This is a genomic window from Streptococcus infantis (genome assembly GCF_047463635.1).
GTDB lineage: Bacteria > Bacillota > Bacilli > Lactobacillales > Streptococcaceae > Streptococcus > Streptococcus infantis_W.
In genome coordinates this window covers 88,488-112,602 of sequence record NZ_JASHDL010000006.1, presented here as the reverse complement: position 1 = coordinate 112,602, position 24,115 = coordinate 88,488, and the positions used below count along the sequence as shown (strand labels likewise).

The 24,115-nt window shown below is 39.3% G+C and carries 21 protein-coding genes; 1 reads left to right on the top strand and 20 read right to left on the bottom strand.

The window, feature by feature from the left end; all coding sequences use genetic code 11:
* Positions 1–125: 125 nt before the first annotated feature.
* The 12 genes from QM867_RS05440 to QM867_RS05385 all read right to left on the bottom strand — a co-directional run bounded on the left by QM867_RS05440 (position 126) and on the right by QM867_RS05385 (position 16,686).
* On the bottom strand, positions 126–1,499 hold the full coding sequence (locus tag QM867_RS05440) for an amino acid permease (RefSeq protein WP_414315297.1): 1,374 nt from the start codon (positions 1,497–1,499) through the stop codon (positions 126–128).
* 82 nt (positions 1,500–1,581) lie between these two features.
* Positions 1,582–2,064 (bottom strand): transcription elongation factor GreA, encoded by a 483-nt coding sequence (greA, locus tag QM867_RS05435; protein ID WP_315639624.1) that lies wholly within the window; start codon positions 2,062–2,064, stop codon positions 1,582–1,584.
* A gap of 353 nt (positions 2,065–2,417) precedes the next feature.
* The gene (gene mltG, locus QM867_RS05430) at positions 2,418–4,223 is read right to left on the bottom strand and encodes an endolytic transglycosylase MltG (protein ID WP_414315299.1); all 1,806 of its coding nucleotides are present in this window, start codon (positions 4,221–4,223) and stop codon (positions 2,418–2,420) included.
* 75 nt (positions 4,224–4,298) lie between these two features.
* Entirely contained in the window at positions 4,299–4,793 is a 495-nt protein-coding gene (locus tag QM867_RS05425) for an N-acetyltransferase family protein (protein WP_414315296.1), read from the bottom strand.
* Positions 4,790–5,305, bottom strand: coding sequence for a GNAT family N-acetyltransferase (locus QM867_RS05420; protein ID WP_414315295.1), 516 nt, complete (start codon positions 5,303–5,305; stop codon positions 4,790–4,792). Before QM867_RS05420 ends, QM867_RS05425 begins: the two co-directional genes overlap by 4 nt.
* Positions 5,306–5,313: 8 nt before the next feature.
* Entirely contained in the window at positions 5,314–6,648 is a 1,335-nt protein-coding gene (murC, locus tag QM867_RS05415) for a UDP-N-acetylmuramate--L-alanine ligase (protein ID WP_414315294.1), read from the bottom strand.
* A gap of 11 nt (positions 6,649–6,659) precedes the next feature.
* Positions 6,660–7,256 (bottom strand): cystathionine gamma-synthase, encoded by a 597-nt coding sequence (locus QM867_RS05410; RefSeq protein ID WP_414315293.1) that lies wholly within the window; start codon positions 7,254–7,256, stop codon positions 6,660–6,662.
* Between the two features lie 58 nt (positions 7,257–7,314).
* Positions 7,315–10,401, bottom strand: coding sequence for a DEAD/DEAH box helicase (locus tag QM867_RS05405; protein ID WP_414315292.1), 3,087 nt, complete (start codon positions 10,399–10,401; stop codon positions 7,315–7,317).
* A 92-nt stretch (positions 10,402–10,493) separates the two neighbouring features.
* Positions 10,494–11,660, bottom strand: a complete 1,167-nt coding sequence (locus tag QM867_RS05400) for a MalY/PatB family protein (RefSeq protein WP_414315291.1) — start codon at positions 11,658–11,660, stop codon at positions 10,494–10,496.
* A 4-nt stretch (positions 11,661–11,664) separates the two neighbouring features.
* On the bottom strand, positions 11,665–12,759 hold the full coding sequence (locus QM867_RS05395) for a cystathionine gamma-synthase (protein WP_414315290.1): 1,095 nt from the start codon (positions 12,757–12,759) through the stop codon (positions 11,665–11,667).
* A gap of 145 nt (positions 12,760–12,904) precedes the next feature.
* A complete protein-coding gene (locus QM867_RS05390) occupies positions 12,905–14,863 on the bottom strand; it encodes a peptide ABC transporter substrate-binding protein (protein ID WP_414315289.1) in 1,959 nt (652 codons plus the stop codon).
* Between the two features lie 200 nt (positions 14,864–15,063).
* Entirely contained in the window at positions 15,064–16,686 is a 1,623-nt protein-coding gene (locus tag QM867_RS05385) for a putative polysaccharide biosynthesis protein (protein ID WP_414284447.1), read from the bottom strand.
* A gap of 105 nt (positions 16,687–16,791) precedes the next feature.
* Here QM867_RS05385 and QM867_RS05380 point away from each other — a divergent pair, with 105 nt between their 5' ends.
* A complete protein-coding gene (locus QM867_RS05380) occupies positions 16,792–18,237 on the top strand; it encodes a UDP-N-acetylmuramoyl-L-alanyl-D-glutamate--L-lysine ligase (RefSeq protein ID WP_414273157.1) in 1,446 nt (481 codons plus the stop codon).
* A 34-nt stretch (positions 18,238–18,271) separates the two neighbouring features.
* On the opposite strand, the gene QM867_RS05375 is transcribed toward QM867_RS05380, so the two are convergent.
* The 8 genes from QM867_RS05375 to QM867_RS05340 all read right to left on the bottom strand — a co-directional run bounded on the left by QM867_RS05375 (position 18,272) and on the right by QM867_RS05340 (position 24,035).
* Positions 18,272–18,922 carry a DUF1803 domain-containing protein gene (locus QM867_RS05375; RefSeq protein WP_414273156.1) on the bottom strand — a complete coding sequence of 217 codons (651 nt, stop codon included), beginning with the start codon at positions 18,920–18,922 and terminating at the stop codon, positions 18,272–18,274.
* Entirely contained in the window at positions 18,906–19,418 is a 513-nt protein-coding gene (locus QM867_RS05370; protein ID WP_414273155.1) for a YiiX/YebB-like N1pC/P60 family cysteine hydrolase, read from the bottom strand. The genes QM867_RS05375 and QM867_RS05370 overlap by 17 nt, the downstream gene beginning before the upstream one ends.
* 122 nt (positions 19,419–19,540) lie before the next feature.
* Positions 19,541–19,867 carry a DUF2568 domain-containing protein gene (locus QM867_RS05365; RefSeq protein ID WP_414273154.1) on the bottom strand — a complete coding sequence of 109 codons (327 nt, stop codon included), beginning with the start codon at positions 19,865–19,867 and terminating at the stop codon, positions 19,541–19,543.
* A gap of 53 nt (positions 19,868–19,920) precedes the next feature.
* Positions 19,921–20,856: a manganese-dependent inorganic pyrophosphatase gene (locus tag QM867_RS05360; RefSeq protein ID WP_414273153.1), complete on the bottom strand. Its 936-nt coding sequence runs from the start codon at positions 20,854–20,856 to the stop codon at positions 19,921–19,923.
* A gap of 345 nt (positions 20,857–21,201) precedes the next feature.
* Positions 21,202–21,486: a GIY-YIG nuclease family protein gene (locus tag QM867_RS05355; protein WP_223339064.1), complete on the bottom strand. Its 285-nt coding sequence runs from the start codon at positions 21,484–21,486 to the stop codon at positions 21,202–21,204.
* On the bottom strand, positions 21,476–22,225 hold the full coding sequence (locus QM867_RS05350; RefSeq protein WP_316108249.1) for a tRNA1(Val) (adenine(37)-N6)-methyltransferase: 750 nt from the start codon (positions 22,223–22,225) through the stop codon (positions 21,476–21,478). Before QM867_RS05350 ends, QM867_RS05355 begins: the two co-directional genes overlap by 11 nt.
* Before the next feature lie 45 nt (positions 22,226–22,270).
* Positions 22,271–22,633 carry a S1 RNA-binding domain-containing protein gene (locus QM867_RS05345; protein WP_281334780.1) on the bottom strand — a complete coding sequence of 121 codons (363 nt, stop codon included), beginning with the start codon at positions 22,631–22,633 and terminating at the stop codon, positions 22,271–22,273.
* Position 22,634: 1 nt separating this feature from the next.
* On the bottom strand, positions 22,635–24,035 hold the full coding sequence (locus tag QM867_RS05340) for a bifunctional Cof-type HAD-IIB family hydrolase/peptidylprolyl isomerase (protein WP_414315288.1): 1,401 nt from the start codon (positions 24,033–24,035) through the stop codon (positions 22,635–22,637).
* Between the last annotated feature and the right edge of the window lie 80 nt (positions 24,036–24,115).

The window sequence follows — 24,115 nt, the reverse complement described above, 5'->3', positions numbered from 1 at the left end:
TTTAGGAACTTTGACAACTTTAAGAAACGAATTTTCATCGCTCTGAATATAAAAATGGAGAGGACAACGATTGTCCTCTCCAGATGTTAGCTTTTATTCAACCCACTACAGTTGACAAAGAGCCCTTATTTTCTAAATTTCCATTGGCTATAAATACCAAAAGCGACAATCCAGATCGCTGAACCCCTAGCTCCCATTACAGTCGATTCTTGTAAGAAGAGAGTTCCAAATACAAAGATAAAGAATAGCATAGTTAGAGGATTTAGCAAGCGATATCGAGGCATGAGATAGCCATCTGACATAAAGTCTTTAGACTTACGATATTTGAGATGGGCTACCATGATCAAGATGTAGATGGCGATGTAAACACCTGATGAAGAAGCTGTAATCAAAGCAAAGGCATCTGATACGCCTGGAAGAACATTGATGAAGGCTGCAAAACCAATCAATACTGCAGAAGCAATGATAGCATTCTGAGGAACGTTGTGACGTGAGAGTGTATCTGCCTTAATAGCTTTCAAGAAACGATTTGGTGAATCATGGGCAATTTGGTACAAATGACGACCTGTTGAGTAAAGGGTTGAATTCAAGGCTGATGCAGCTGAAGTCAAAACTACAAAGTTAATTAAAGCTGCCGCCCACTTAAGACCAACAAGTTCAAATACCGTTACAAATGGTGAATCCGCTGCAGAAAGCTCACGCCAAGGAATAATAGACATGATTGCTAAGAGAGCTCCACCGTAGAAAAAGATAATTCGCAAGGGAATTTCCTTAACAGCCTTAGGCAAGACTTTTCTTGGATCCTTGGTTTCAGATGTGGTAACACCGATAAATTCAATCATTAAGTATGCAAAGAAAACCATCTGGAAGGCCATGACAAAGTTCATAGCACCATTTGGGAAAAGTGAGAACTGCTCACTAATATTAGCGAGACTTGCTGAACCATATGGAGTTTCAAAGCCAGTCAAAACAAGAAAGACCCCTGTTGCAATCATAGCGAGAATGGCCACGATTTTGATCATAGCAAACCAAAATTCTACTTCACCAAAGATTTTAACGGCAATCAAGTTCACCAAGCCGAGTATTGTCAGAAATACAACCTGAATCAACCAAGATGACCAGGATGGAAACCAAAACTGAACATAGTGAGCAATAGCTGTAATCTCAGCCATACCGATAAAGACTACTGAGAGCCAGTAAGACCAGACTGAGAAGTAACCCCAACCCTGACCTAGATAACGGGTGATAAAGTTGATAAAGGTATGTTGCTCCGGATCTTGGTACAACATTTCCCCGATAGCACGCATCATAAGATACATAAAGCCACCTGTAATCATATAGACCAAGACGATTGACGGACCTGTCAAACTAATTGAACGTCCAGCTCCTAGAAAAAGTCCTGTTCCAATTGTTCCTGCAATCGCCATAACCTGAACATGGCGATTGGTTAACCCACGTTCCATTTTATTTTTCTTTTTGTGCTTATTTTCTGAATTCATATAGTCTCCTCTAGTTTTTAGAATGAAGAAAAGGAGTGATAGGAAGCGCTTTCCCCATATCTACTCCTTCTTTTCATTCCTATTAAACTGTTTTTTCTACTTTTAAGATTTTAACATCATAGCTTCCTACAGGTGTTTCAATCGTAACAGTATCACCTGTTTTCTTACCAATCAAGGCTTGCCCAATTGGGCTTTCATTTGATACTTTACCTGCAAAGGCATCTGCACCCGCTGATCCCACGATGATATATACTTCTTCGTCGTCTTCACCAATTTCTTGGATAGTGACTGTTTTCCCGATAGCAACTTCATCTTGAGCAACTGCATCGCTATTGACAATCTCAGCATAACGGATTTTTGTTTCCAAGCTAGAGATTTGTCCTTCAACGAAGGCTTGCTCGTCCTTAGCTGCTTCATACTCACTATTTTCTGACAAGTCACCGTATGAACGCGCAATCTTGATGCGTTCTACAACTTCTGGACGACGAACTAGTTTCAACTCTTCTAATTCTTTTTCGAGTTTTTCCTTTTCTTCAAGGGTCATCGGATATGTTTTTTCTGCCATTTTTCTCAACTTTCTTTTGATTAAATTTATATTTCTTTAGGTAGTAAAGCAAAATTATGTGGTAAACCACATAATTTTACAATGAAGACAAAGTCTTTTTAAAGCTTTCCTTAAATGATTTTAGTCAGTATCGACCTTTTAAAATCTGTGCCTAAACCGAATGATTCTATCACTGCTAGACTCAGGTTCAAATAAGAGGTAGGTTTTTACTTTCGTAATTTCCGAACGCCTAAAACTTGTGAATTTCAGGCGTTTCTAATCATAGCGGAAAGACTGGTGTGACTTGCTATTCCCGTAAAAAGATAGTTTCTCTTCTACATTCACGGATTTAATCGCAAATCTTGTTCTAAGAGTTAGTTTGAACTGCTTGATTGTGTCAGTTTACTGTTGACATGCTCTGCAACGTTTCGATCATGTTCTTCTCGTGTCGTTGCAAAGTAAACCTTACCATCTTGTACGTTGGCTACAAAGTAGAGATAGTCGCTCTTAGTTTGATTGATACTTGCTTCAATTGCATCCAGACTTGGACTGTCTACTGGGCCAGGCATTAAGCCAAGGTTCATATAATCATTATACGGTGAATTGATTGTTGTATCAATTGCTGCATCATCTGCCAAGCTAATATTTTGTCCTAGCTTACCTTCTGCATAGAGAATAGCAATGTTACTTTGAAGTGGCATACCAAGGTTCAAACGATTATAGAAGACTCCAGCGATCAGTTTGCGATCGTCAGTTTTCAATCCTTCTTTTTCCACAAGTGATGCGATGGTGAGGAGTTCATTCACTGTCAAGTTCTTTTCTTTGATTGCAGTGTAATGTGCTGACAAGTTTTTGTCCATAGTTGCCACCATTTCATCAATCAAGCTTTCAATAGTTGTGCTTTCTTTGATAGCATAAGTTGCTGGGAAAAGATAACCTTCTAAACGGTAACGAACACCACTTTCTTTAGTTGGTAGACTTCCGAGAAGGGTTGGATACTTAGCAACTAATTGAGAGATGAAGGTTTCATCTTGAACTTTTGCCAAGAAGGCATCAGCAGTCAAAGGTTCTTTAAACTCTCCTTGAAGCTGACCAACTGTTTGTGCGATTTGATCAATAGTATAACCCTCAGGGATTGTAAGATTTGCAAGTGCAACCTCTTGAGGTTGAGGAGTTCCACCCTTTTGCAATTCTTTGATGATATCATCTGTACTCATGCTCTTCTGCAAATTATAGTAACCAGATTTCAAATCATTGTAGTCTTTATACTTAGCATAAAGGCTAAAGATAAAACCGTGTTTTACCAATTCAGATTTTTCTAAGGTGTCACCAATTTGCTGAAGATTGGCCCCATCTGGAATCTGAACAGTGACATACTGTTTTGAATTTGCATCAACTGGTTGAAGTGCAGATTCGACATAACGGTAACCGAAGAATCCACCCGCACCTAGTAAAATCAATAAAACAAATACTGTTACGAAAAATCCTTTCAAGCGTGATTTTTTCTTTTTCTTGATTGGTTTCACTGATTCTTTACGACTTCTTCTAGGAAGTTCAGGTCTAGTTTCAACTGGAGCAACTGGTTCTTGACTTGGAGTTTCTTTTGCAAGAACTGTTGGTTTCGGTTGAGGTTTAATATTCTTTCGAGCAGGACTTGGTTTGGCCTGATTCGTACGATAAGAAACTGGAATCCTTGTCGAATTAGCATTGAACTCTTTCTCTTCTTGAACCGGCTGAGCAGGTACATGAGATTCAACTCGATCTACAGTAGGTACTACTGGTTCTGTAGCTACTGCGGATTCTGTAGGTGTAACTTCTGCTGGTTCTGCAGGTGTAACTTTTTCTGGAGCCACAGCTGGTTCTGCAGGCGTAACTTTTTCTGGAACTACAGCTGGTTCAACAGGTTTTTCTGATAATAAAGATGGACGTGGTGGAACTGTTGGAGCATTAGCAAATAGTTCATCCACTAGTGAAACTGAATCTTCCATCAAGTCTTCTACAGACGGCTCTTTCACTAGTTCATCTGTCTTTGAAAGAGTACTAAAATCAGAGAAAAGCACATCCTTACCACTCTCGGTAGCGCTAAGCTCTTCTTCTCTTTTCAATCTTTCTAAGTCTCTTAAAATTTGTTCTTTAAAACTTAACTTTTCTTCTTCTCTTGAATTTTCGCTCAAAGGTATTACCTCCTTCTTGATAATCCATAATATTATATCTTAAAAACTAAAGAAAAGCAACCATAGATGCCTTTCTAATGCCTAATTCGTGTTTTCCCAGACCATATCATACCATTCTTCACCAGCAAAAGTCGACTTGGATTTTCCTTCATTTACAAAACCATGTTTTTCATAATATCCAATGAGATAGTCATGGCAGGTTAGATTGATTCCCTCACGCTCATGCTCAAGAGCGAGCTCTTTTAAGGCGGTCAATAATTTTCGTCCGACACCTAAAGCTTGAGCTTTCTTAGCAATGGATAGACAAGTCACAGAGATATAGCCACCTTTTTGATGGCTATAATCTTTAATGTCTTCTGTAAAGGACTGGTCTTGTAAATATCGATGAGGGATTACTGGTCCTTCAACGTAACCAAGGATTCGTCCCTCCTTTTCAGCCACTAAGAAACTGGTCTTAATTTCCTTCAGATGAGCTTCAAAGACAGATCTTGGAATAGCTTCCTCAGCAGAGAAATTTTCCAACTCAATCTCTAGGATACGATCAAGGTCTGTAAGCCTTGCTTGTCTAATAATCATCTTTCCTCCTGAAAATAGGGATTTGCCCAAAACATATGAAAATAAGTTTCACTACTAGTTGGCACATCAGCTAAACCTCGGTCAAGAAATCCATTCATCTCAAAGTAAGCCAGCAATTCATCCCTAGACAGCAAATAGAGACCTTGGCTATTTTTCTGAAAAGTATACTCCTTCATAGCTCCCAACAATAAGGTCCCAAATCCTTGTCCTTGATAATCAGGATGGACGGCGAGATCTAAAATAGTGATAAAATCATTCGTGTCAGGAATTGCTGCTTCAAGCTGCTTCCTAGAATCACTTTGAGTGAACTTAGTGAGTTCGTCACCAATGATATAACCAATGATTTCTTCATTAAGGCTGGCTAGCAGAAACGTACCCGCATGGTTGCGGATACGCTCTTTTATCATTTCTATACTAATTTCATCTTGGGAGTCAGAGTTGCTTTCTCCTATCAGCCAGATTGACTCTAAATCTGATGGCTGAACCTCCCGAATAGTGATTGAAAATTCCATGATATTCCTTATTGAACATTGCTAGTCAAGTTTGACAAGAGACGCTCAAATGAGTATTCATAAGTTTGGATGTCACCAGCTCCCATAAAGACATAGACAGCATTGTCATGGTCTAGAAGTGGAGAAACATTTTCAACTGTGATTACTTGATTTTTCTTATTAATCTTACTTGCAAGGTCTTCTACTTTGACATCACCATGGTCCACCTCACGAGCTGAACCGTAGATTTGTGCTAGGTAAACCGCATCAGCCTGATTCAAGGCTTGGGCAAAATCATCCAACAAGGCGATTGTACGAGTAAAAGTATGCGGTTGGAAGATAGCCACGATTTCCTTGCTTGGGTATTTTTGACGTGCAGCATCAAGAGTCGCTACGATTTCAGTTGGATGGTGAGCAAAATCATCGATGATAACCGTATCATTGACAATCTTTTCTGTAAAGCGACGTTTCACTCCACCAAAAGTCTTCAAATGTTCACGCACCAAATTCAAGTCAAAGCCAGCAGTATAAAGCAAACCAATTACTGCAGTGGCATTCATGATATTGTGACGGCCGAAAGTTGGAATGTGGAATTGGCCCAACTCTTGACCTCGGAAGTGAACGGTAAAGGTTGAACCTGTTGTAGAACGAAGTAAATCGCTGGCTACAAAGTCATTACCTTCTGCTTCAAAACCGTAATAATAAATTGGAGCATTAGCCGTAATCTTACGCAACTCAGCATCTTCACCGTAGACAAATAAACCTTTGGTAATTTGTTTGGCATAATCATTGAAGGCGTTGAAGACGTCTTCCAAGCTTGTGAAGTAGTCTGGGTGGTCAAAGTCAATGTTCGTAATAATAGAATATTCTGGGTGATATGGCATGAAATGACGCTCATACTCGTCTGATTCAAAGACAAAATACTTGGCATTTTCAGATCCACGACCTGTACCATCTCCAATCAAGTAACTTGTATCAGTGATGTGTGACAAGACGTGAGAAAGCATCCCAGTTGTTGAAGTCTTACCGTGGGCTCCAGCAACTCCCATGCTGATAAAATCACGCATAAAGCTACCGAGAAACTCATGATAACGTTTATAGCTCAAGCCCTGTTGATCTGCATAGGCAATTTCAACGTTATTATCTGGACGGAAGGCATTCCCAGCGATAATCTCCATATCCCCTTGTAAGTTCTTCTCATCAAAAGGTAAGATTGTAATCCCTGCTTGCTCTAGTCCACGTTGGGTAAAGTAGTACTTTTCAACATCAGAACCTTGCACCTTGTGCCCCATTTGATGCAACATCAAAGCCAAGGCACTCATACCTGATCCTTTGATTCCGATAAAATGATAGGTTTTTGCCATTTTCTTCCCCTTTATTCGCTCATTCTAGTCAAGTTAAGCTCTTGGGCAACTTGACGTTCTTGTTCTTTTTGTTTACTTTTTTTGTTATAAATTTGGCTTTTCTTTAAAAAGTCATAATTGTTTTTCTTGGAACGACTTGTTTCACCGTCTGAAATTGGAGGTTCCACTTGAGAAACTGTTTCTGCCAAAATATAGTGAGATTGACCTAACTTCTGACTATATTTCGCAAATTCTCCTGGATTTTCTTTTTGAAAAGGTGCTGTCGGTTGATTTGCTGGACGCACCTGGCTTGGTTTCGTTTGACGTCTCGTATGACTTACATCCTGAGTCAAATATCGAGCCGAGCGCTTCTTTTTCAAATCCGCGCGCGCTTCTTCACGCGCTAATTCAGCATAGGATTTTTCTTTTTTCTCAATCGGTTTTACAAGAGGCTTGGCTTTCTCTTGCTTTTTTTCTTCAGTGATTGGAGACCATTCTAAGTAGTTTTTATCTTGATAATCACCTTTGATATTACTGATGAAATCAGACTCATCGTAAAGATTCATAACTGGCATTTCCGTCAACATGACTTCATCATCTGCCACTATTGGAAATCGTTTTTGTGTCATATTTATTTCCTTTCAATACTCCATTATAGCGTAATGTCTTGATTTTTCAAGTATAGGCTCATGAAATCCCTAAAATTTCTCGTATTTCAGCTAGACTCAAACTTCCTCGAGACTCTGTTCCATCCAAGATTTCAGAAACAAGATTTTTCTTTTTCTCTTGTAATTCTTGAATCTTTTCTTCAATTGTACCTCGAGTCACAAGGCGATAAACTTCAACAGCTTGTTCTTGCCCCATACGATGGGCGCGACCGATAGCCTGTGATTCAACTGCAGGATTCCACCATAAGTCTACTAAAATGACTGTATCCGCACCAGTGAGATTGAGACCGACCCCGCCAGCCTTTAGGGAAATTAAAAATACATCGCGCTCACCTTGATTAAAGGCTTTGGTCATCTCTTGACGTTCTTGTGAAGGTGTTGAACCTGTAATTTTAAAGGAATTCAAGCCTAAGTCAGGCAGCTCTTGCTCAATCCGATCCAACATACCTCTAAATTGTGAGAAGATAAGTACACGGTGTCCACCTTCAGCAATCTGAACCAGCAAATCTCGTAAACTATCCAGCTTCCCGCTCTCTCCTTGGTAGTCCTCCATAAAGAGCGAAGGCGTATCACAAATCTGACGCAGACGCATGAGTCCAGTCAAAATTTCGACGCGATTTCGTTGAAATTCCGAATCGCTTACCTGTCCCAAACGTTCCTGTATCTGTTGCAGTTGAGCAAGATAGATAGCTTTTTGTTGATCCTCCAGTTCATTCTTATAAACAACTTCAATCAAGTCAGGCAACTCTGTCAAAACCTCTTCTTTCTTACGTCTCATGACAAAGGGTTTGATAAATTGAGCCACTCTCTCGGTTGATAGTTTCATAAACTCCTTCTTAGCAGGTAAGAGGCCTGGTAAGACAATCTGAAAAATCGACCAGAGTTCTCCCAGATGGTTTTCAATCGGTGTTCCTGATAGTGCAAAGACAGATGGAACCACAAATCGTCGTAAACTTTGAGCAATCTTCGTTTGTGCATTTTTCATCACTTGAGCTTCATCTAGAAAAAGAAAATCAAAAGATAGGTCTCGATAAATTTCACTATCTTGACGGAAAGTAGCATAGCTTGTCACATAAATCTGATGATTTTCTGCCAAAATTGACTCTCGATGAGATTTTAAGCCATGCACGACCACGACATCCAAATCTGGAGCAAACTTTTGAAATTCATCAGCCCAGTTATAGATTAAGCCAGATGGAGCAAGGATTAGGACACTAGTATCTGCTTGAACCTGACTACTTAAAAAGGCGATGGTTTGCAAAGTCTTCCCAAGCCCCATATCATCTGCTAAAATCCCACCAAAGCCATAATGGTGGAGCATTTGAAGCCACTGAATTCCCTTTTTCTGATAGTCTCTAAGATCTGCTTGGATATTCAGCTCTTTCATCGGAAAATCTTCTGGATGCGTCAAATCATGGGCCAGATTACGAAATTCTTCGGTGAAAGAAATTTGATCCTGGTCCTTAAATAGATGAGATAGGGTATAAGCTAGGGATTTACGAGCTCGAAAAGCTCCATCTTGTAGGTCCTCTATCCCTAATTCTTCTAAATCCTGACGGATACGCTTGGTATGATCATCGAAATAGTAAACCTGATTCGAAGAGCTGATGTAATAATCCTGCTTCTCAACTAGCGCTTTCATCGCTCGATCGATTTCTTCTTGATCTATATTTTGAAAATCAAATTGAATTTCTAATAGGCTTCCCTTGGATGAGATGTGAACTTGAGGCTTCTGAACCTGATAAAGGTCTTGCAAGTTTTCAGAAATCTTTAATTCTCCAAGTACTGCAAAGGCTGGCAAAACTTCCTGGAAAAAGGCATGGACTGCATCAGCTTTCAAACTTTGACGCCAAGAACGAAAATCTGCTTCAAATCCAGCAGATAGAGCCAATTGAAAGATTTGCTTCTCCAGTTGAATATCACTAGCAAAAGGAAGACTCTCTAGTTCATTACGATTCCTTACTAAGCAAGTTTCATACTGAAACTGCATATCCAAGCGAATAGAACCGTCCTCTTCTCCTTCCATGTAGAAAGAAGGACGGAAAGACTGAATTTGGAGCGCATCAGGGACTTTTACCTCTCCTATGTCTTTAAACTGCGACAAGGTCGAAGCTAAAAGATCTCGATCACTGGTATCAAATTGTAAAATCTTTCTACCACTTTTATCGATAGATACTTTTTTTAATTTTTCTATAAGTCTAGCTTGTTCTTTAGACAGAAGATAAAATGTACCTTTAGTAAACAAGACTTGTCCCTTATAAAACGAATTAAGCCCTACCTGTTGAAAAATTTCCATCTCATAATAGTTGGATTTTTCTTCAATTTGAAAGGTAAATAAGCCTGCTTGACCATCAAAATCTTGAAATACAAGATAAGGATAGCTTGAAATCTGATGGTCAAATTGGAATTCATCTAAGCCCATCAGCAGACTAACACCCTGCTCAAAAAAAGACAGCGGGAAATAGAGATGACGACCTTGATTTTGGAAAAAGAGGGCATTTTCAACCTCATCTTCTACAATTCCCTGAAGGAAATTCAGAACAAATTGGCTACTTTCATCAAACTGACGAATATTCAAGGAAGTTTCATATAACTTTCCAATCATATAGGGTTTACTAGTTTCTAAAACCTTCAGAAAAAGGGGAATATCTCGGATTACATAAAATTTCTGTGTCTGGATAAGACCGACTCTCAAAGTCCAAATAATGCGATTAGTCCCTGCTTCAATCTGCCCTTGAGCAGACAACTGATAGATTTCAGAAAGACTAGGAATTTGAATGGATTCTAAAAACTTTCCTCCAAAAGTAACCTGAGTTTCAACTTCTTCTTTCTGTTCGTGCACATTTTCCAGATTTCCCAAGAGTTCCTGACCAATGTGATTATTTTTCAGGTAATGCTCTAGTGCTGCCAAATGCACACAGAACCCTCTTTTTTGGAAAAAATCACAAGCACAAAAAACCAAATCATCATCTAAGCTATAGCGAATTTCTTCATCTGCTACACGCGCATAGAGGCGATGATCTTTCTCTTTGATAATTTCAATCTGACTAGTTTCGTAGAGTTGAGCTCCCTCCATTCGAAGCTTCCCTGGAATCAATTTAGCCATATTTTCCCCTTTACTTTATCTCTTAATTATACCACATTTCTTCTTACGAAAATAGCCTTCTAGGAGTACTTTTCTCCTAAAAGGCTAGCTTGTTAAAATTTAGCGAAAGTAGCAATGATTCGTTGGCAAACTTCTTCCAAGACAGATGTCGGCATAGCTACATTTAAGCGAGCGTGGAGGGCTCCTTCTTCACCAAAGTCCAAGCCTCTGTTCAGGATAACCTTGGCTTCGTCTCTTAAAAGGCTTCTTAATTCTTCATCACTAATATCGTAGGCTGAAAAATCAAGCCAAATGAGATAGGTCCCTTGAGGTTTCATGACCTTAATTTTAGTTTCTTTCCCAAACAAATCAACTACATAATTGATGTGTTTCTCAATCAGTTCTTTGAGTTCTGTTAACCAATCTTCACCAGAGCGATAGGCTGCTTCTGTTGCCAAATATCCCAACCCTGAGATTTCATGTTGATTATTAGCCAGCTGGCGCTTTTGGAAAGCAAGTCTTAACTTAGGATTCTCGATGATAGCATAGGAATTCTTTGTTCCAGCAATGTTGAAGGTCTTGGTAGCGCTGCTTAAAATCAGTGAAAATTCTTTAAAATCTTCATTTACCGTATTGAATGACTGGTGCTTGTTCCCAAACAAGGCCAAATCTTGGTGAATCTCATCAGACACCAACAAAACTCCATGTTTTTGACAAAGTTGTCCAATCTTCTCTAAGACTTCCTTCTCCCAAACACGTCCACCAGGATTATGAGGGTTGCAGAGAACGTAAAGTTTCACATCCTCTTCAACAAAGTCTTTCTCTAATTGATCAAAGTCAATCTCAAAAAGTCCGTCTTTTTCTACTAGAGAGTTGGTGATTAGTCTACGATTATTGAGCTTAATACTGCGAGCAAAAGGAGGATATACTGGTGTGTTAATGAGCACTGCTTGGCCTTCCTTGGTAAAGGCTTGAATGGCTGTTGAAATAGCTGGTACTACCCCTTCGATAAAGACTAGAGCATCCTTATCAAAGCGATAGCCATGGTGTTTTTCTTCCCAGTCTTGAACGGCTTCAATCAAACCATCACTAGCATAGGTATAGCCATAGACTAATTGCTCTGCATAGTCATGGACTGTCTGACGAATCTCAGGTAACACCTCAAAGTCCATATCAGCAATCCAGGCAGGCAATACTTGACGGTCAGTCTCTGCTTCTTTCCACTTATAGGTATGATGTCCAAAACGATTGGGCAAGGTCGTAAAATCATATTTTCCCATAGTTTTATCCTTCCAAGGCCTGTCTTAAATCTTCAATCAAGTCTCTTGCATCCTCAATACCAATAGACAAGCGCAAGAGATCGTCTGTTAGACCATAAGAATGACGAACCTCTGCAGGAATGTCAGCATGGGTTTGAGTGGTTGGATATGTAATTAGACTTTCTACACCACCCAAACTTTCAGCAAAAGAGAATACTTTCAAAGTATTCAAGATATGAGGGATTCGTTTTTCATCTGCCACTTTAAAGGAAATCATTCCCCCACGACCTGTATACAAGACTTCTTTGACAGCAGGTGATTGTTCCAAAAAGGATACAATCTCTTGAGCATTAGCTGTTGAGCGCTCCATGCGAAGTGACAAGGTTTTAAGACCACGAATCAATTGATAACTATCAAATGGTGACAAAACAGCCCCTGTCGTGTTGAGATTGTAAAAGAGTTTTTCGTACAAATCAGCATTATCTGTCACAACTACACCAGCTAGAACATCATTATGACCTGCAAGGTATTTTGTCGCTGAATGCAGGACAATATCTGCTCCATCTTCAATTGGACGTTGGTAAATCGGGCTATAGAAGGTATTGTCGACGACAACTTTAGCACCCTTAGCATGAGCTAATGTTGACAATTTTTCAATATCAAATTCCAACATCAAAGGGTTGGTTGGCGTTTCGATATAGAGTACATCCACATCCTTTTCTAGCTCAGCAATCAACTCTTCTTCTGTGTTGGCATAGGTAAAGTGGAAACGACCTTCCAGTTCCACTTGATTGAACCAGCGGAAAGAACCACCGTAAAGGTCACGAACAGCTAAGACTTTACTTCCTACTGGAAAGATACTAAAGGCCAACACAATCGCAGACATACCTGAACTAGTTGCTAGAGCATAGCGGGCTGATTCAATAGCTGCTAAGACTTCCTCTGCCTTGCTACGAGTTGGGTTTTTGGTGCGGGTATAGTCAAATCCAGTTGATTGACCAAATTCTGGGTGCTGATAAGTCGTTGAAAAGTGAATTGGTGTAACCAAAGCACCTGTTGCTTCATCAGACTTGATCCCTGCTTGTGCTAAAATTGTGTTGATGTGAAATGATTTACTCATACAATACCTCCAAATCTATAGTAACTATTGTACCACTTATTTTGTATCCTTCGTTTTCTTGTTTTCAAGAGCTAGTTATAGTTTCAAACTATACAAAAACGATAGCTTCCTGAGAAACTATCGTTTTTCCTGTTGCACTGACTGATTATTTAACGTGTTTAGCTAATTCTTCTTGGGCTTTTTTGTTAGATTCTTCTTTTTCTTTTAGCCATTTTTCTTTAGCTTTTTCGTACTCAGCAGTTGTCACCGTCTTATCTTGCAACTTGAGATACTTGTATGATTCGACACCCTTATTTCCAGCTTGTGAGAATGGCGATGAGAATGGAACTGTTTTTCTCAAGGTAGGTGTTCCACCAAGGGAAACGTTTGGAATTGCAAGGGCGCTATCGACGAGCCAAGCTTGAACTTCAGCATATTTTTCATAACGTTTCGCTGGGTCTTGCTCCTTGTTCGCTTCTTCTAACATTTGAGTGTAAGTATCCAGTCCAACTGCCTTAGCCTTGTCATTGACCTCACCTGGTTCTAGACCAATGTTTTGCAACATCCCCCCATTATTAACATTTAGGATATCTAGATAGCTTGATGGATCCAAGTAGTCCGCACTCCAACCACCATTATAAATATCAAAATCCTTTTGAGCTGCGGTTTGAGCGAGGTAGCTAGAGTTATCGAAGTCGTCTGTTGATAATTGTTGAATATCGATAACCACATTCTCAGCCCCTAGAACAGATTCGATGGATTGTTTCAAAGAACTTGCTTCAAGTACACCTTTTTTAGCTGATTGGTCAACTGATACATCCAAGTGGATTGGGAACTGCACACCCTTAGCTTCCAATTCTTTCTTGGCTTCCGCAAATTTAGCCTTAGCTTTATCAGGATTGTAGTATGGGTCTTGTGCATCTGCAAAGTTGATTCCTTGCCATTCTTGGCCATAGTTGACCATCTTTTCTGAAACAACATCTCCAAAGTCTTTCCCGTTGATGGTTACAAATGTAGGAGGTACAACCAGGTTACGAATAATCTTCGTTGCTCCGTCTTCCCCTTGAGATTGAGCTCCATAGGCTGTACGGTTGTATGCATAGTTGAAGGCTTGACGGAAGTTTTTATTCAGAACTGCTTCTTGAGTTGATTTCTTTTCGATATCTGAGGATTTAGACGTGAAGTTATAAGATTTTCTGTCCAAGTTGAAGTTCAAGTAATAAGAAGTTGCGGTTTGCATACTATAAATGATGTTATCTTTGTTCTTCTCTTTAATTCCTTCAAAGCTTGAGCTATTTGGATAGAGACGTGCGTAGCTGTAGACTCCTTCTACAAAGTTACGAGCTAGTGCATCTTGGTCACTACCATCATAATAGGCCAATTTCACATCATCCACAAAGACATTTTTTTCATCCCAGTAGTTGGGATTTTTCTTGAATTCGATGACAGATTTTGAAACAAAGGATTTCATCAAGAAAGGTCCATTGTACAAAATACTAGAAGGATCCACCTTACCAAAATCATCCCCTTTTGATTTCAGGAAGTCTGCATTGACAGGGAAGAGAATGGTTGATGTTGTTTTAGAATTCCAATAAGATTCTGGTCGTGTCAAAGTGTACTGAACTGTTTGATCGTCAATCGCCTTAACACCGACAGTTGAAAAGTCAGTTGTTTTACCGTTGATATAGTCATCCAAACCTGCTACAGAATCTTGAACCAGGTACAAAGCTTCGGATTTTTTATCAGCAGCATATTTCAAACCAGTTACAAAATCTTGGGCAGTTACTGGAGCATATTCTTCACCTTCAGAGGTATACCACTTAGCATCTTTACGAAGTTTATAAGTGTATGTCAAACCGTCCTGAGAAACACTCCAATCCTCTGCTAAGGATGGAACGTAGTTACCGTATTGGTCATTTTCCATCAACCCATCTACCAAATTGGTAACGATGTCATTGGTTGTTGCACGGTTTTCTGCAAGATAGTTCAAACTAGACGGATCGCTAGAATAGACATAGTTGTATGTTTTAGTTGAACTAGCTGAGTTGCTACAAGCCGCCAATAGTAGACCGGCACTTAGGGCAAGGCCTGCCAGCGTCAGATATTTTGCCTTAGACTTTTTCATTTCCAGAACCTCCAAATTTAAATATTTGTATCATTATACAGCTATTGTTTTTTTTAGTCAAGCAATTTTATCTATTTTTTACTAAATTATAGATTTTTTTCTACTAATTTTATATTTTATACTATTTTTTAAATAAAAAATGAACAATTTAAACTTTTTTAGAGTTGAAAGTTCAAATTGTTCATTTTATTTATAAACTATTATGATATTTTCAAGCGTTCTCGCAACTGGTCCGCTTTTGCCTGTCCAATAACCTTATCCAAGAGACGAGTATAGAGACACATGACTCCGTAGAGACCACCACCGATTGTTCCGATTAGAAGAACGTAAAGGAAACTCCAGAAACGACCTGATGGTTGGAAGACAAAGCCAATCATCCATTGTAAGAAGCCTACCAGAATAAACATGACTAAAGTCAAAATAGTAACTAAGATTGTTCGCTTCAGAATAATCTTTCGACGTGCACCTGTCACCTCACAGATATCTCGGTACATCAAGACATTTGGAATGATGAGACCAATTGTCGTTGAAATTAAAGGACCATAACTATGGAAAATCGCTATCGATGGTAATTGTAAAACAATCTTAGCAATTGAGCCATAAACAAAATACAAGACTGCTTTACGGTTACGGAACATAGCTTGAAGCATAGGGGACAAGACCATGTACAAACCAAGAATGGTTGACTGTAAAACTGCAAAGACAAACAAGCCCATAGCCAAACTATCTGGCTTACCGTAAAAGACTGTATAGAGAGGTTCTCCAACCATGACTACTCCAACAGTTGCTGGAAGTAAGAATAAGAAGAGCATGGTGATACTATCTTGCACCAACCGAGCAGCTGCCTGCAAATCACCCTTAACATAGTTCTCAGTTAAAAGTGGTAATCCTACACTACCGATCGAAACTCCAACCGAAATCAAAATCATAGTAATTTTATTAGGATTGGCAGAGAAATAAGAAAACATGACAATTAAGTCTTCATTACTATAGTTGGTAAACCACTTCATGCTATTGATAAAGGTATTTTGGTCCAAGATTTGGAAAAGCTGAATAGCCGAACCAGTCAAGATAAAAGGAATAGCTTCCTTAATGGTATCAATCAAGAGACCTTTACTATCAATCTTATCTCGAGTTTCAAAAACTTTTTGAAGCATTCCTTCTTTGTATAGGAAATAGATCAAGACTGCAAAACTAGCTACCATTCCCACAAAGGCCGCAAAGGTAGACTGGGTAACTGCTGATATATAATCTTTTGAACCCAGCTTCATGATGATAAAGGTTGCTAAGAGCATCCAGATAACACGAATGACCTGTTCAGCGATTTGGCTCATGGCATAAGGCTTAAGATTATTCATCCCTTGGAAAAATCCACGAATCACACTCATGGATGGGAAAATCAAGACCGCCCAAGCTAGACTTTGCATAATGGGGATGAGCTCCTTACCAACACCCGAAAGGTCTGCTAACCAAGGGGCAAAGAGATACAAGATTAAAGCAAAGATCACACCAAGTCCTGTCATAAAGCCTAGGAAACTCCGAATCAGGGCAAAACTATGTTCTTCCTCATGCATGGTATTATACTTGGCAACTTGCTTTGCGACTGCCACAGGGATACCTGCTGTCGAAATCAACAAGAACCAAGCATAGATATTGTAACCCATAGTAAAGAGACCATTAGCCTTAGCAGCATAAGTCCCCATCCAGATATACCAAGGGATGATGTAAATGGCCCCAAGCAGGCGACTGATAAAGTTACTAGCCGTTAGCCAGGCAGTTCCGCGTAACATCTGGGCCTGCTGATGATTATTTTCGTTAGACATAACTTCCTCATTCAATTTTAATAACTAGGAAATGTTCCTTATATTCCATTATAAACTTTTCCTTGTTACTTGTAAAATTCAGACTTTCGGTTTACAATAGAAAGTATGATAAAGATTGAAACTATATTAGATATTTTAAAGAAAGATGGTCTCTTCCGTGAGATTATCGACCAAGGACATTACCACTACAACTACAACGATGTTATTTTTGACAGCATCAGTTACGATAGCCGAACAACCAAAGAAAATACTCTATTTTTTGCAAAAGGAGCTGCCTTTAAAAAAGAATATCTATTTTCAGCTATCGCACAAGGGCTTAATTGGTACGTGGCTGAACAGGATTATGAAGTTGGTATTCCTGTTATTGTTGTTAACAATATCAAAAAGGCCATGAGTTTGATTGCCATGGAATTTTATGGCAACCCTCAGGAGAAACTGAAAATCCTTGCTTTCACTGGCACTAAAGGAAAAACAACAGCGGCTTACTTTGCCTATCATATCTTGTCCCAACGCTACCCAACAGCCCTCTTATCGACAATGAATACAACTTTAGACGGCAAAACTTTCTTCAAATCTTCCTTCTCAACACCTGAAAATATTGATCTCTTTGATATGATGGCTCAAGCGGTTAAAAATGGTAGAACTCATCTGGTAATGGAAGTTTCCAGCCAAGCATATCTGGTAAATCGAGTGTATGGTTTAACTTTCGACGTGGGAGTTTTTCTCAACATCACACCAGACCATATTGGTCCTATTGAACATCCGACTTTTGAAGATTACTTCTATCATAAACGCCTCTTAATGAAAAATAGCCGAGCAGTTGTCATTAATAGCGATATGGACCACTTCTCTATTCTGAAAGAACAAGTTGTGAACCAAGAGCATGACTTCTACGGTAGCCAGTCAAATAACCAGATTGAAAACTCCAAAGCCTTTAACTTCTCAGCTACTGGTAAATTAGCAGGAGATTATGACATCCAACTAATTGGACATTTCAACCAAGAGAATGCTGTTGCTGCAGGACTTGCTTGTCTTCGTCTAGGTGCTAGTCTTGAAGACATCAAAAAAGGGATTGCGACTACTCGCGTACCTGGTCGTATGGAAGTTCTCACTCAGAAAAATGGTGCAAAAGTTTTCATCGACTACGCCCACAATGGTGACAGTCTTAAAAAACTTATTTCTGTCGTTGAAACTCATCAAACTGGAAAGATTGCTTTAGTACTTGGTTCAACTGGAAACAAGGGAGAAAGCCGTCGTAAGGACTTCGGACTTCTCCTCGATCAACATCCTGAAATTCAAGTCTTTCTAACAGCTGATGATCCAAACTATGAAGATCCACTGGATATTGCAGATGAAATCAGTAGTTATATCAACCATCCTGTAGAAAAGATTGTCGATCGCGAGCAAGCTATCAAGGCTGCTATGTCTGTTACAAGTCAAGAACTGGACGCTGTGATTATCGCTGGTAAAGGAGCAGACTGCTACCAAATCGTCCAAGGCAAGAAGGAAGACTACCCTGGAGATGCAGCCATCGCTGAACGTTATCTATAATAAATTAAAAGAAGGCTAGGAAATTTCCTAGCCTTTATTTTTTTATAAATATGAGTCTTTCTTTGTCAAATTCTACAGCTAACTCGTATTTCCCATCTTCATTTTGAAGGATGTAACCTAATAAGACTAAACTATCAACAAAGATATCACGTCGTTTCTGCATGAGTTGATCTTTTTTGAGGAACTTGAGTAAAAAGGTAGTCATGTACTTGAGGGCATACTCAGGATTGACATCCCCTAAAATTCCGTAGAGCGCCTGCTGTTCTTCCGTCAGTGGATACTGGTGTTTGACCTTATAAAAGTAATTAGACAAGGTCATCTTTTCTCTTGCAAAATCTGTATGCTCTTCTAAGATAGCTGCATTGGTTTGATTGCGCAATTCGGTCTGAAAATCTTTCTCCAGGATTTCTTGATAGATTGGACTATCATCTCTCACAAAGATTTCTTGGTCTAGTTCAAGAGATTCTGTAGATTCTAGAAATGGGAGATTGAGATAATAGCGTTTATTTTCTCTCAAAATCAAACCCGCTTTAATATATTCCTCCAAATACTTGTCAACTGGAACCTCTGGAAACTGAGCCTTGATTTCGCGGAGGATAACTTCATCATGCTGGTCAAGATAGTCAACCAAGTCTTTAAAAAATGCTTGTCGTGTCAAACGTGATGGATTAAAAATCTGAATCATGAAGATTCCTTTCTTTACAAACTAAAAGATGAGATGTTGCTAATTGACTGGGATTGGTGCCAGGCTGATTCAGAGGTACAGGAAGCCCCAAATCTCGATAATATTCTCTCCAGAAATCACTGATTTCCTGTGTATTATCCCCAAACTTCATGGGAATGGTCTCAAAAATAGGGAGAATTTCTGCTATATACTGGGAACAATAGAAACCATCCCTATCTGGATAAAAGGAAGCATTGTAGGGGTCTCCAAAAAGGCTCTCTGCCAGCTTCTTGACTTCTTTGCTATCGATTTTCGGATAGCTATAGAGGTCATATACTTTCCCGTGTTCAAAGAAATCTTCAGGTAATTGTGCAATGACACCTCCTTCAACCGTTGCATGATAAACCTGTCCGTCCAAAAAGATGGCCACATGGCTATAGTGACCAGTAGATTCCTGGATGGCCTGTCCTATATCCGAATCATCTCTCACAAAAATCAAATCGCCATTTTCTAACATACTTCTCTCCTAGCAAAAAAGGAGCCGAAACTCCTTTAGCTATATAGAAAACATAGTTTTCTCGTGTCAATCTCTAGTTAAAAAATTACCATTTAAATAATTCATTAACTATATTCCAAGAATCACTCTAGCTGAAAATAATAAAGTAGCACTAAACTTACAAAAGACAGAGCTAAGTAGAGGATTCCTATTTGCAATCCATACAAATACCAAAAACTACCACTAACTAAAATAAAAATCGATGTCTCAGCAACGAGGCGACGCCATTTTTTAAAAGCATGTGGAGATTTTGGAGCCATATATCGCGCCCAAAATAAGATTAATAGAACTGCTAGAAGAAAAAATAGGAATTTTTCCAGCCAAGAAATTTGTATTACAGATACGGAGAAAAGACCAAGGATTGCCACAACCTCAACCAAAAAGCGTAGCCCTTCAATCAATCTCATCATGCTATCACCTTCTATAAATAGTCAAATTAACAGTTCCAAATATTTCTTAAATATTACCCATTAAAGCTTTCAGTCAATTGTGGTACCACTTGTTTCTTACGTGAAACAGCACCTGGAAGGAAAGCGTGGTTGTTTTCAAGTTTGAAGTTGAAGGCTGCTTCTACCTTGTCCATATTAGAACCAAGAGCCAAAATTTCTGAGTTTGAGTTGACGATGTCTGTAATCATCAAGACAAAGTCAGAGTAGCCGTTAGCTGCATTTGCGGCTTGGATGGCAGCTTCGATTTCAGCTTGGCGTTCCAATACTTCAGCAATATCAACTGTATTCACTTGAGCCACACGGACATTGTTTCCGTTGAGTTCAAAAGTCTTAGCATCGATGTCGATCAATTCTTCTGCAGATTTGCTTGCCAAGTTGGTACCAGCTTTGAGCATAGCAAGACCGTATTCTTCCAAGTTCACGCCAGCCAATTCAGCCAATTCAGGCGCAATCACTTTATCAGATGGGTGAGTTGTTGGAGATTTCAAAAGAAGGGTATCTGAAATCAAACCTGAAAGCATCAAACCTGCAATTTCTTTTGGCACAGCTACACCATGCTCTTTGAACATACGGTAAACAATAGAAGATGCTGATCCAACTGGTTCCAAACGCATGTAAAGTGGGCTTGCAGTTTCAAAGTTAGCCACACGGTGGTGATCTACCACACCGTAAACTTCTACTTCAGCAATATCTGAAACTGACTGTTGGAATTCATTGTGGTCCGTCAAGATAACTTGCACTGCCCCTTCTGCTTTAGCAGATGTGATAACACGTGGTGCTTCTACACCAAAATAGTTCAATACATAGGCTGTTTCTTCATTTGGAGTCCCAAGAGCTACTGCTTCTGTATCCAAGCCATAAGCTTCTTTTGCAAGATAAGCAAAGGCTACAGATGACCCGATGGCATCTGAATCTGGATTTTGGTGACCAAATACTAGAATCTTAGACATGATTATACCTCGTTTCTTTATTCACTCTATTGTAGCATTTTTTTCAATTTTTGACAAAAGTAAGAGGCTGGGACAAAAGTCCTAGCCTCTCAATTGTCTTTGGATTGTCGAGCAAGACGCAGTGATTGAGTGGGCTCTACTACGCTGATTTCATACTCAATGAAAATCAAAGAGCAGACTAGGAAGCGAGCCACAGACTGTACTTGAGTACGGCAAGTCGAAGCTGACGTGGTTTGAATTTGATTTTCGAAGAGTATCATCATCTTTTACAGCCCTACTCAATTGTGCGGAGGTGGGACGACGAAATCGAATTCTAACGAATTAACGATTTCTGTCCCACTCTCACTAAATCTCGAAAATATTGGCTAAATTCTTATCTTGATTGTCCTTTAGATAGTTTATTTTCTGCGGACGTGTCTTGCGTTTAAAAAGAGCTTCGGCTGACATGGCTTCTTCTTTACTTTCGAAACCTTGAGCATAGATAAGTTTTACCGGCAAGCGAGCTCGTGTATATTTGGCTCCCTTACCACTATTGTGAACAGCTATTCTTTTTTTGACATCCGTTGTATAACCAGTATAGTAGGAACCATCCCGACACTCAACTACATACATATAAGCTTTATGATCCATAATAGATTTCTTGAATTTCTGGAGTATAGGAACCATCATCATTATGAACAATGAGTGGTGGCAGAACCTTAAAACCACTAGTGGAGCCGTCCTTAATAGCCTCGATCAAAAGCATATTGGCTTCCTTCTCCCGTTTAGGGTAGACAAATTGCAGACGTTTTGGAGCCAAATTGTGTTGTTGAAGCGTTTCTAAAATATCTAACAAACGATCAGGACGGTGAACCATGGCTAAACGCCCATTGGATTTGAGAATACTTTGGGCACTACGGCAGATTTCCTTAAGATTGGTCGTAATTTCATGCCGAGCCAACAAGTAGTGCTCACTCTCGTTCAGATTAGAATTTGGATCTACCTTAAAATAAGGCGGATTACACAAAATCAAATCAACCTTGCTCCCCTGAATGTAGCTAGGCATGTTCTTCAAATCATCGCAAATGACCTGCATCTGCTCTTCCAAGCTATTTAAACGAACTGACCGTTCAGCCATATCAGCGAGACGTTCCTGAATTTCTACAGATAGAATTTTAGCCTTGGTACGACTACTGGCAAAAAGTCCAACAGCTCCATTACCTGCACAAAAATCCACTATCAAGCCATTTTTAGGAAAGCGAGGAAAACGTGACAAAAGTACACTATCCACCGAATAGCTGAAAACCTCTCTATTTTGAATAATCTTGATATCTGTAGAGAAGAGTTGATTGATTCTCTCTCCTGATTTTAATAATTCTTCTACCATAATTCTATTATATCAAACTATATTAACATTTCAAAAAAGAAGGATCAATTAGGAATTTTTCTTATTTAAATTAGAGATAGCTTCCTTGGTCCAGATAGGCATCATGCGAGCCAAAGGAGCAAAGCCGTATTTGACACGGTCACTTGAAAAACGTCTCCGTCTCGGTAACTGATGTTTCTCTTCTTCCAAAGTCCGAATAGAAAGACTTGCTTTCCCTGTATATTCGTCCAAATCGACAACCTGAACTTGAACTTCTTCACCGATTTTCAGTACATCATAGATATTCTCAATAAATCCTGTGCGAATTTCAGAAATATGAATCAAACCTGTGATACCAGTCTCTAGCTCCACAAAGGCTCCATAAGACTGAATCCCTGTAATTCGCCCTGTTAGCTTATCACCTATTTTCATCTTAGTCCTCGATTTCAATCGTTTCGATAACGACATCTTCAACTGGCTTGTCCATTGCACCTGTTTCTACACCTGCAATTGCATCCAGAACTTCATAAGAAGCTTCATCTGCAAGCTGTCCAAAAACTGTGTGACGACGATCAAGGTGAGGAGTTCCACCTTGTTCCGCATAAATTTCCGCAATTGGTTCTGGCCAACCACCACGAGCAATTTCTTTCTTAGAGTATGGCAAGTGTTGATTTTGCACGATAAAGAACTGGCTACCGTTTGTATTTGGTCCAGCATTAGCCATAGAAAGGGCTCCGCGGATATTGTAAAGTTTCTCTGAAAATTCGTCTTCAAATGACTCACCATAGATTGATTCGCCACCCATACCAGTTCCAGTTGGATCTCCACCTTGAATCATAAAGTCTTTAATAATACGGTGGAAAATGACCCCGTCATAGTAACCATCTTTTGACAGAGCGATAAAGTTGGCTACTGTTTTTGGTGCATGTTCAGGGAAAAGCTTAATACGCATATCTCCATGATTTGTTTTAATAGTCGCAATCGGACCTTCCGCTGTTTCAATATCTACTTGTGGCAAATGTAATTCTTTTTCTACCATACCAAATCCTTCTAAGGCATCAAAAATGCCATCTTCTTCTAATGTTTTTGTAATATAATCTGCTTTTTCTTTGATTTCGTCATGAGAAATTCCCATAGCAACACTAATACCTGCATAATCAAAGAGCTCTAAATCGTTGAGTCCGTCCCCAAAAACCATGACGTTCTCAGGTTTAAGACCTAAATGTTCTACAACTTTTGCTACACCAGCTGCTTTTGAACCTGAAATTGGTACAACATCTGACGAATGTTCATGCCAGCGTACCATACGCAAAGTCGATGCTAAACTTTCAGGCAAAGTCAGGTCATCTCCCTTATCTTCAAAAGTCCACATCTGATAGATGTCTTCTTTTTCATAAAAATCTGGATCTACATCTAAGTCGGGATAAATTGGATCAATGGCCTCACTAATCAACTCAGTTCTAGTGGAGAGTTTAGCAGTATGACTACCAACTAAACCATAGTCAATCCCCACTTCCTTAGTCCAAGCAATATAGCTTTCAACCTTATCTTTAGAGATTTTGTTACTATCAATCACATTGCCTTTTTTATCCTCAATATAGGCACCATTTAAGGTTACAAAAAAGTCAGGCTTGAGCTCACGAATCTCTGGAACGACACCAAAAATCCCCCGTCCAGAAGCAATACCTGTCAAAATTCCTTTCTCACGTAATTGCTTAAAAACCGTTGGGATTGAAGCCGGAATAAAACCTGTCTTTGAATTCCGCAATGTATCATCAATATCAAAAAAGACAATCTTGATCTTCTTTGCCTTATATCTTAATTTCGCATCCATCTCATTACCTCCTTCAATTCACTCTTTCCATTATACCATAAAGTAGAGGAATCCCACATCCCCAATAAAATCCTTGTCTC

Coding starts and splice junctions, on each gene's coding strand:
- QM867_RS05440 (WP_414315297.1), bottom strand. CDS start 1,499: ATGAATTCAGAAAATAAGCACAAAAAGAAAAATAAAATGGAACGTGGG.
- greA (WP_315639624.1), bottom strand. CDS start 2,064: ATGGCAGAAAAAACATATCCGATGACCCTTGAAGAAAAGGAAAAACTC.
- QM867_RS05425 (WP_414315296.1), bottom strand. CDS start 4,793: ATGATTATTAGACAAGCAAGGCTTACAGACCTTGATCGTATCCTAGAG.
- QM867_RS05420 (WP_414315295.1), bottom strand. CDS start 5,305: ATGGAATTTTCAATCACTATTCGGGAGGTTCAGCCATCAGATTTAGAG.
- murC (WP_414315294.1), bottom strand. CDS start 6,648: ATGGCAAAAACCTATCATTTTATCGGAATCAAAGGATCAGGTATGAGT.
- QM867_RS05410 (WP_414315293.1), bottom strand. CDS start 7,256: ATGACACAAAAACGATTTCCAATAGTGGCAGATGATGAAGTCATGTTG.
- QM867_RS05405 (WP_414315292.1), bottom strand. CDS start 10,401: ATGGCTAAATTGATTCCAGGGAAGCTTCGAATGGAGGGAGCTCAACTC.
- QM867_RS05400 (WP_414315291.1), bottom strand. CDS start 11,660: ATGGGAAAATATGATTTTACGACCTTGCCCAATCGTTTTGGACATCAT.
- QM867_RS05395 (WP_414315290.1), bottom strand. CDS start 12,759: ATGAGTAAATCATTTCACATCAACACAATTTTAGCACAAGCAGGGATC.
- QM867_RS05390 (WP_414315289.1), bottom strand. CDS start 14,863: ATGAAAAAGTCTAAGGCAAAATATCTGACGCTGGCAGGCCTTGCCCTA.
- QM867_RS05385 (WP_414284447.1), bottom strand. CDS start 16,686: ATGTCTAACGAAAATAATCATCAGCAGGCCCAGATGTTACGCGGAACT.
- QM867_RS05380 (WP_414273157.1), top strand. CDS start 16,792: ATGATAAAGATTGAAACTATATTAGATATTTTAAAGAAAGATGGTCTC.
- QM867_RS05375 (WP_414273156.1), bottom strand. CDS start 18,922: ATGATTCAGATTTTTAATCCATCACGTTTGACACGACAAGCATTTTTT.
- QM867_RS05370 (WP_414273155.1), bottom strand. CDS start 19,418: ATGTTAGAAAATGGCGATTTGATTTTTGTGAGAGATGATTCGGATATA.
- QM867_RS05365 (WP_414273154.1), bottom strand. CDS start 19,867: ATGATGAGATTGATTGAAGGGCTACGCTTTTTGGTTGAGGTTGTGGCA.
- QM867_RS05360 (WP_414273153.1), bottom strand. CDS start 20,856: ATGTCTAAGATTCTAGTATTTGGTCACCAAAATCCAGATTCAGATGCC.
- QM867_RS05355 (WP_223339064.1), bottom strand. CDS start 21,486: ATGGATCATAAAGCTTATATGTATGTAGTTGAGTGTCGGGATGGTTCC.
- QM867_RS05345 (WP_281334780.1), bottom strand. CDS start 22,633: ATGAAAATAGGTGATAAGCTAACAGGGCGAATTACAGGGATTCAGTCT.
- QM867_RS05340 (WP_414315288.1), bottom strand. CDS start 24,035: ATGGATGCGAAATTAAGATATAAGGCAAAGAAGATCAAGATTGTCTTT.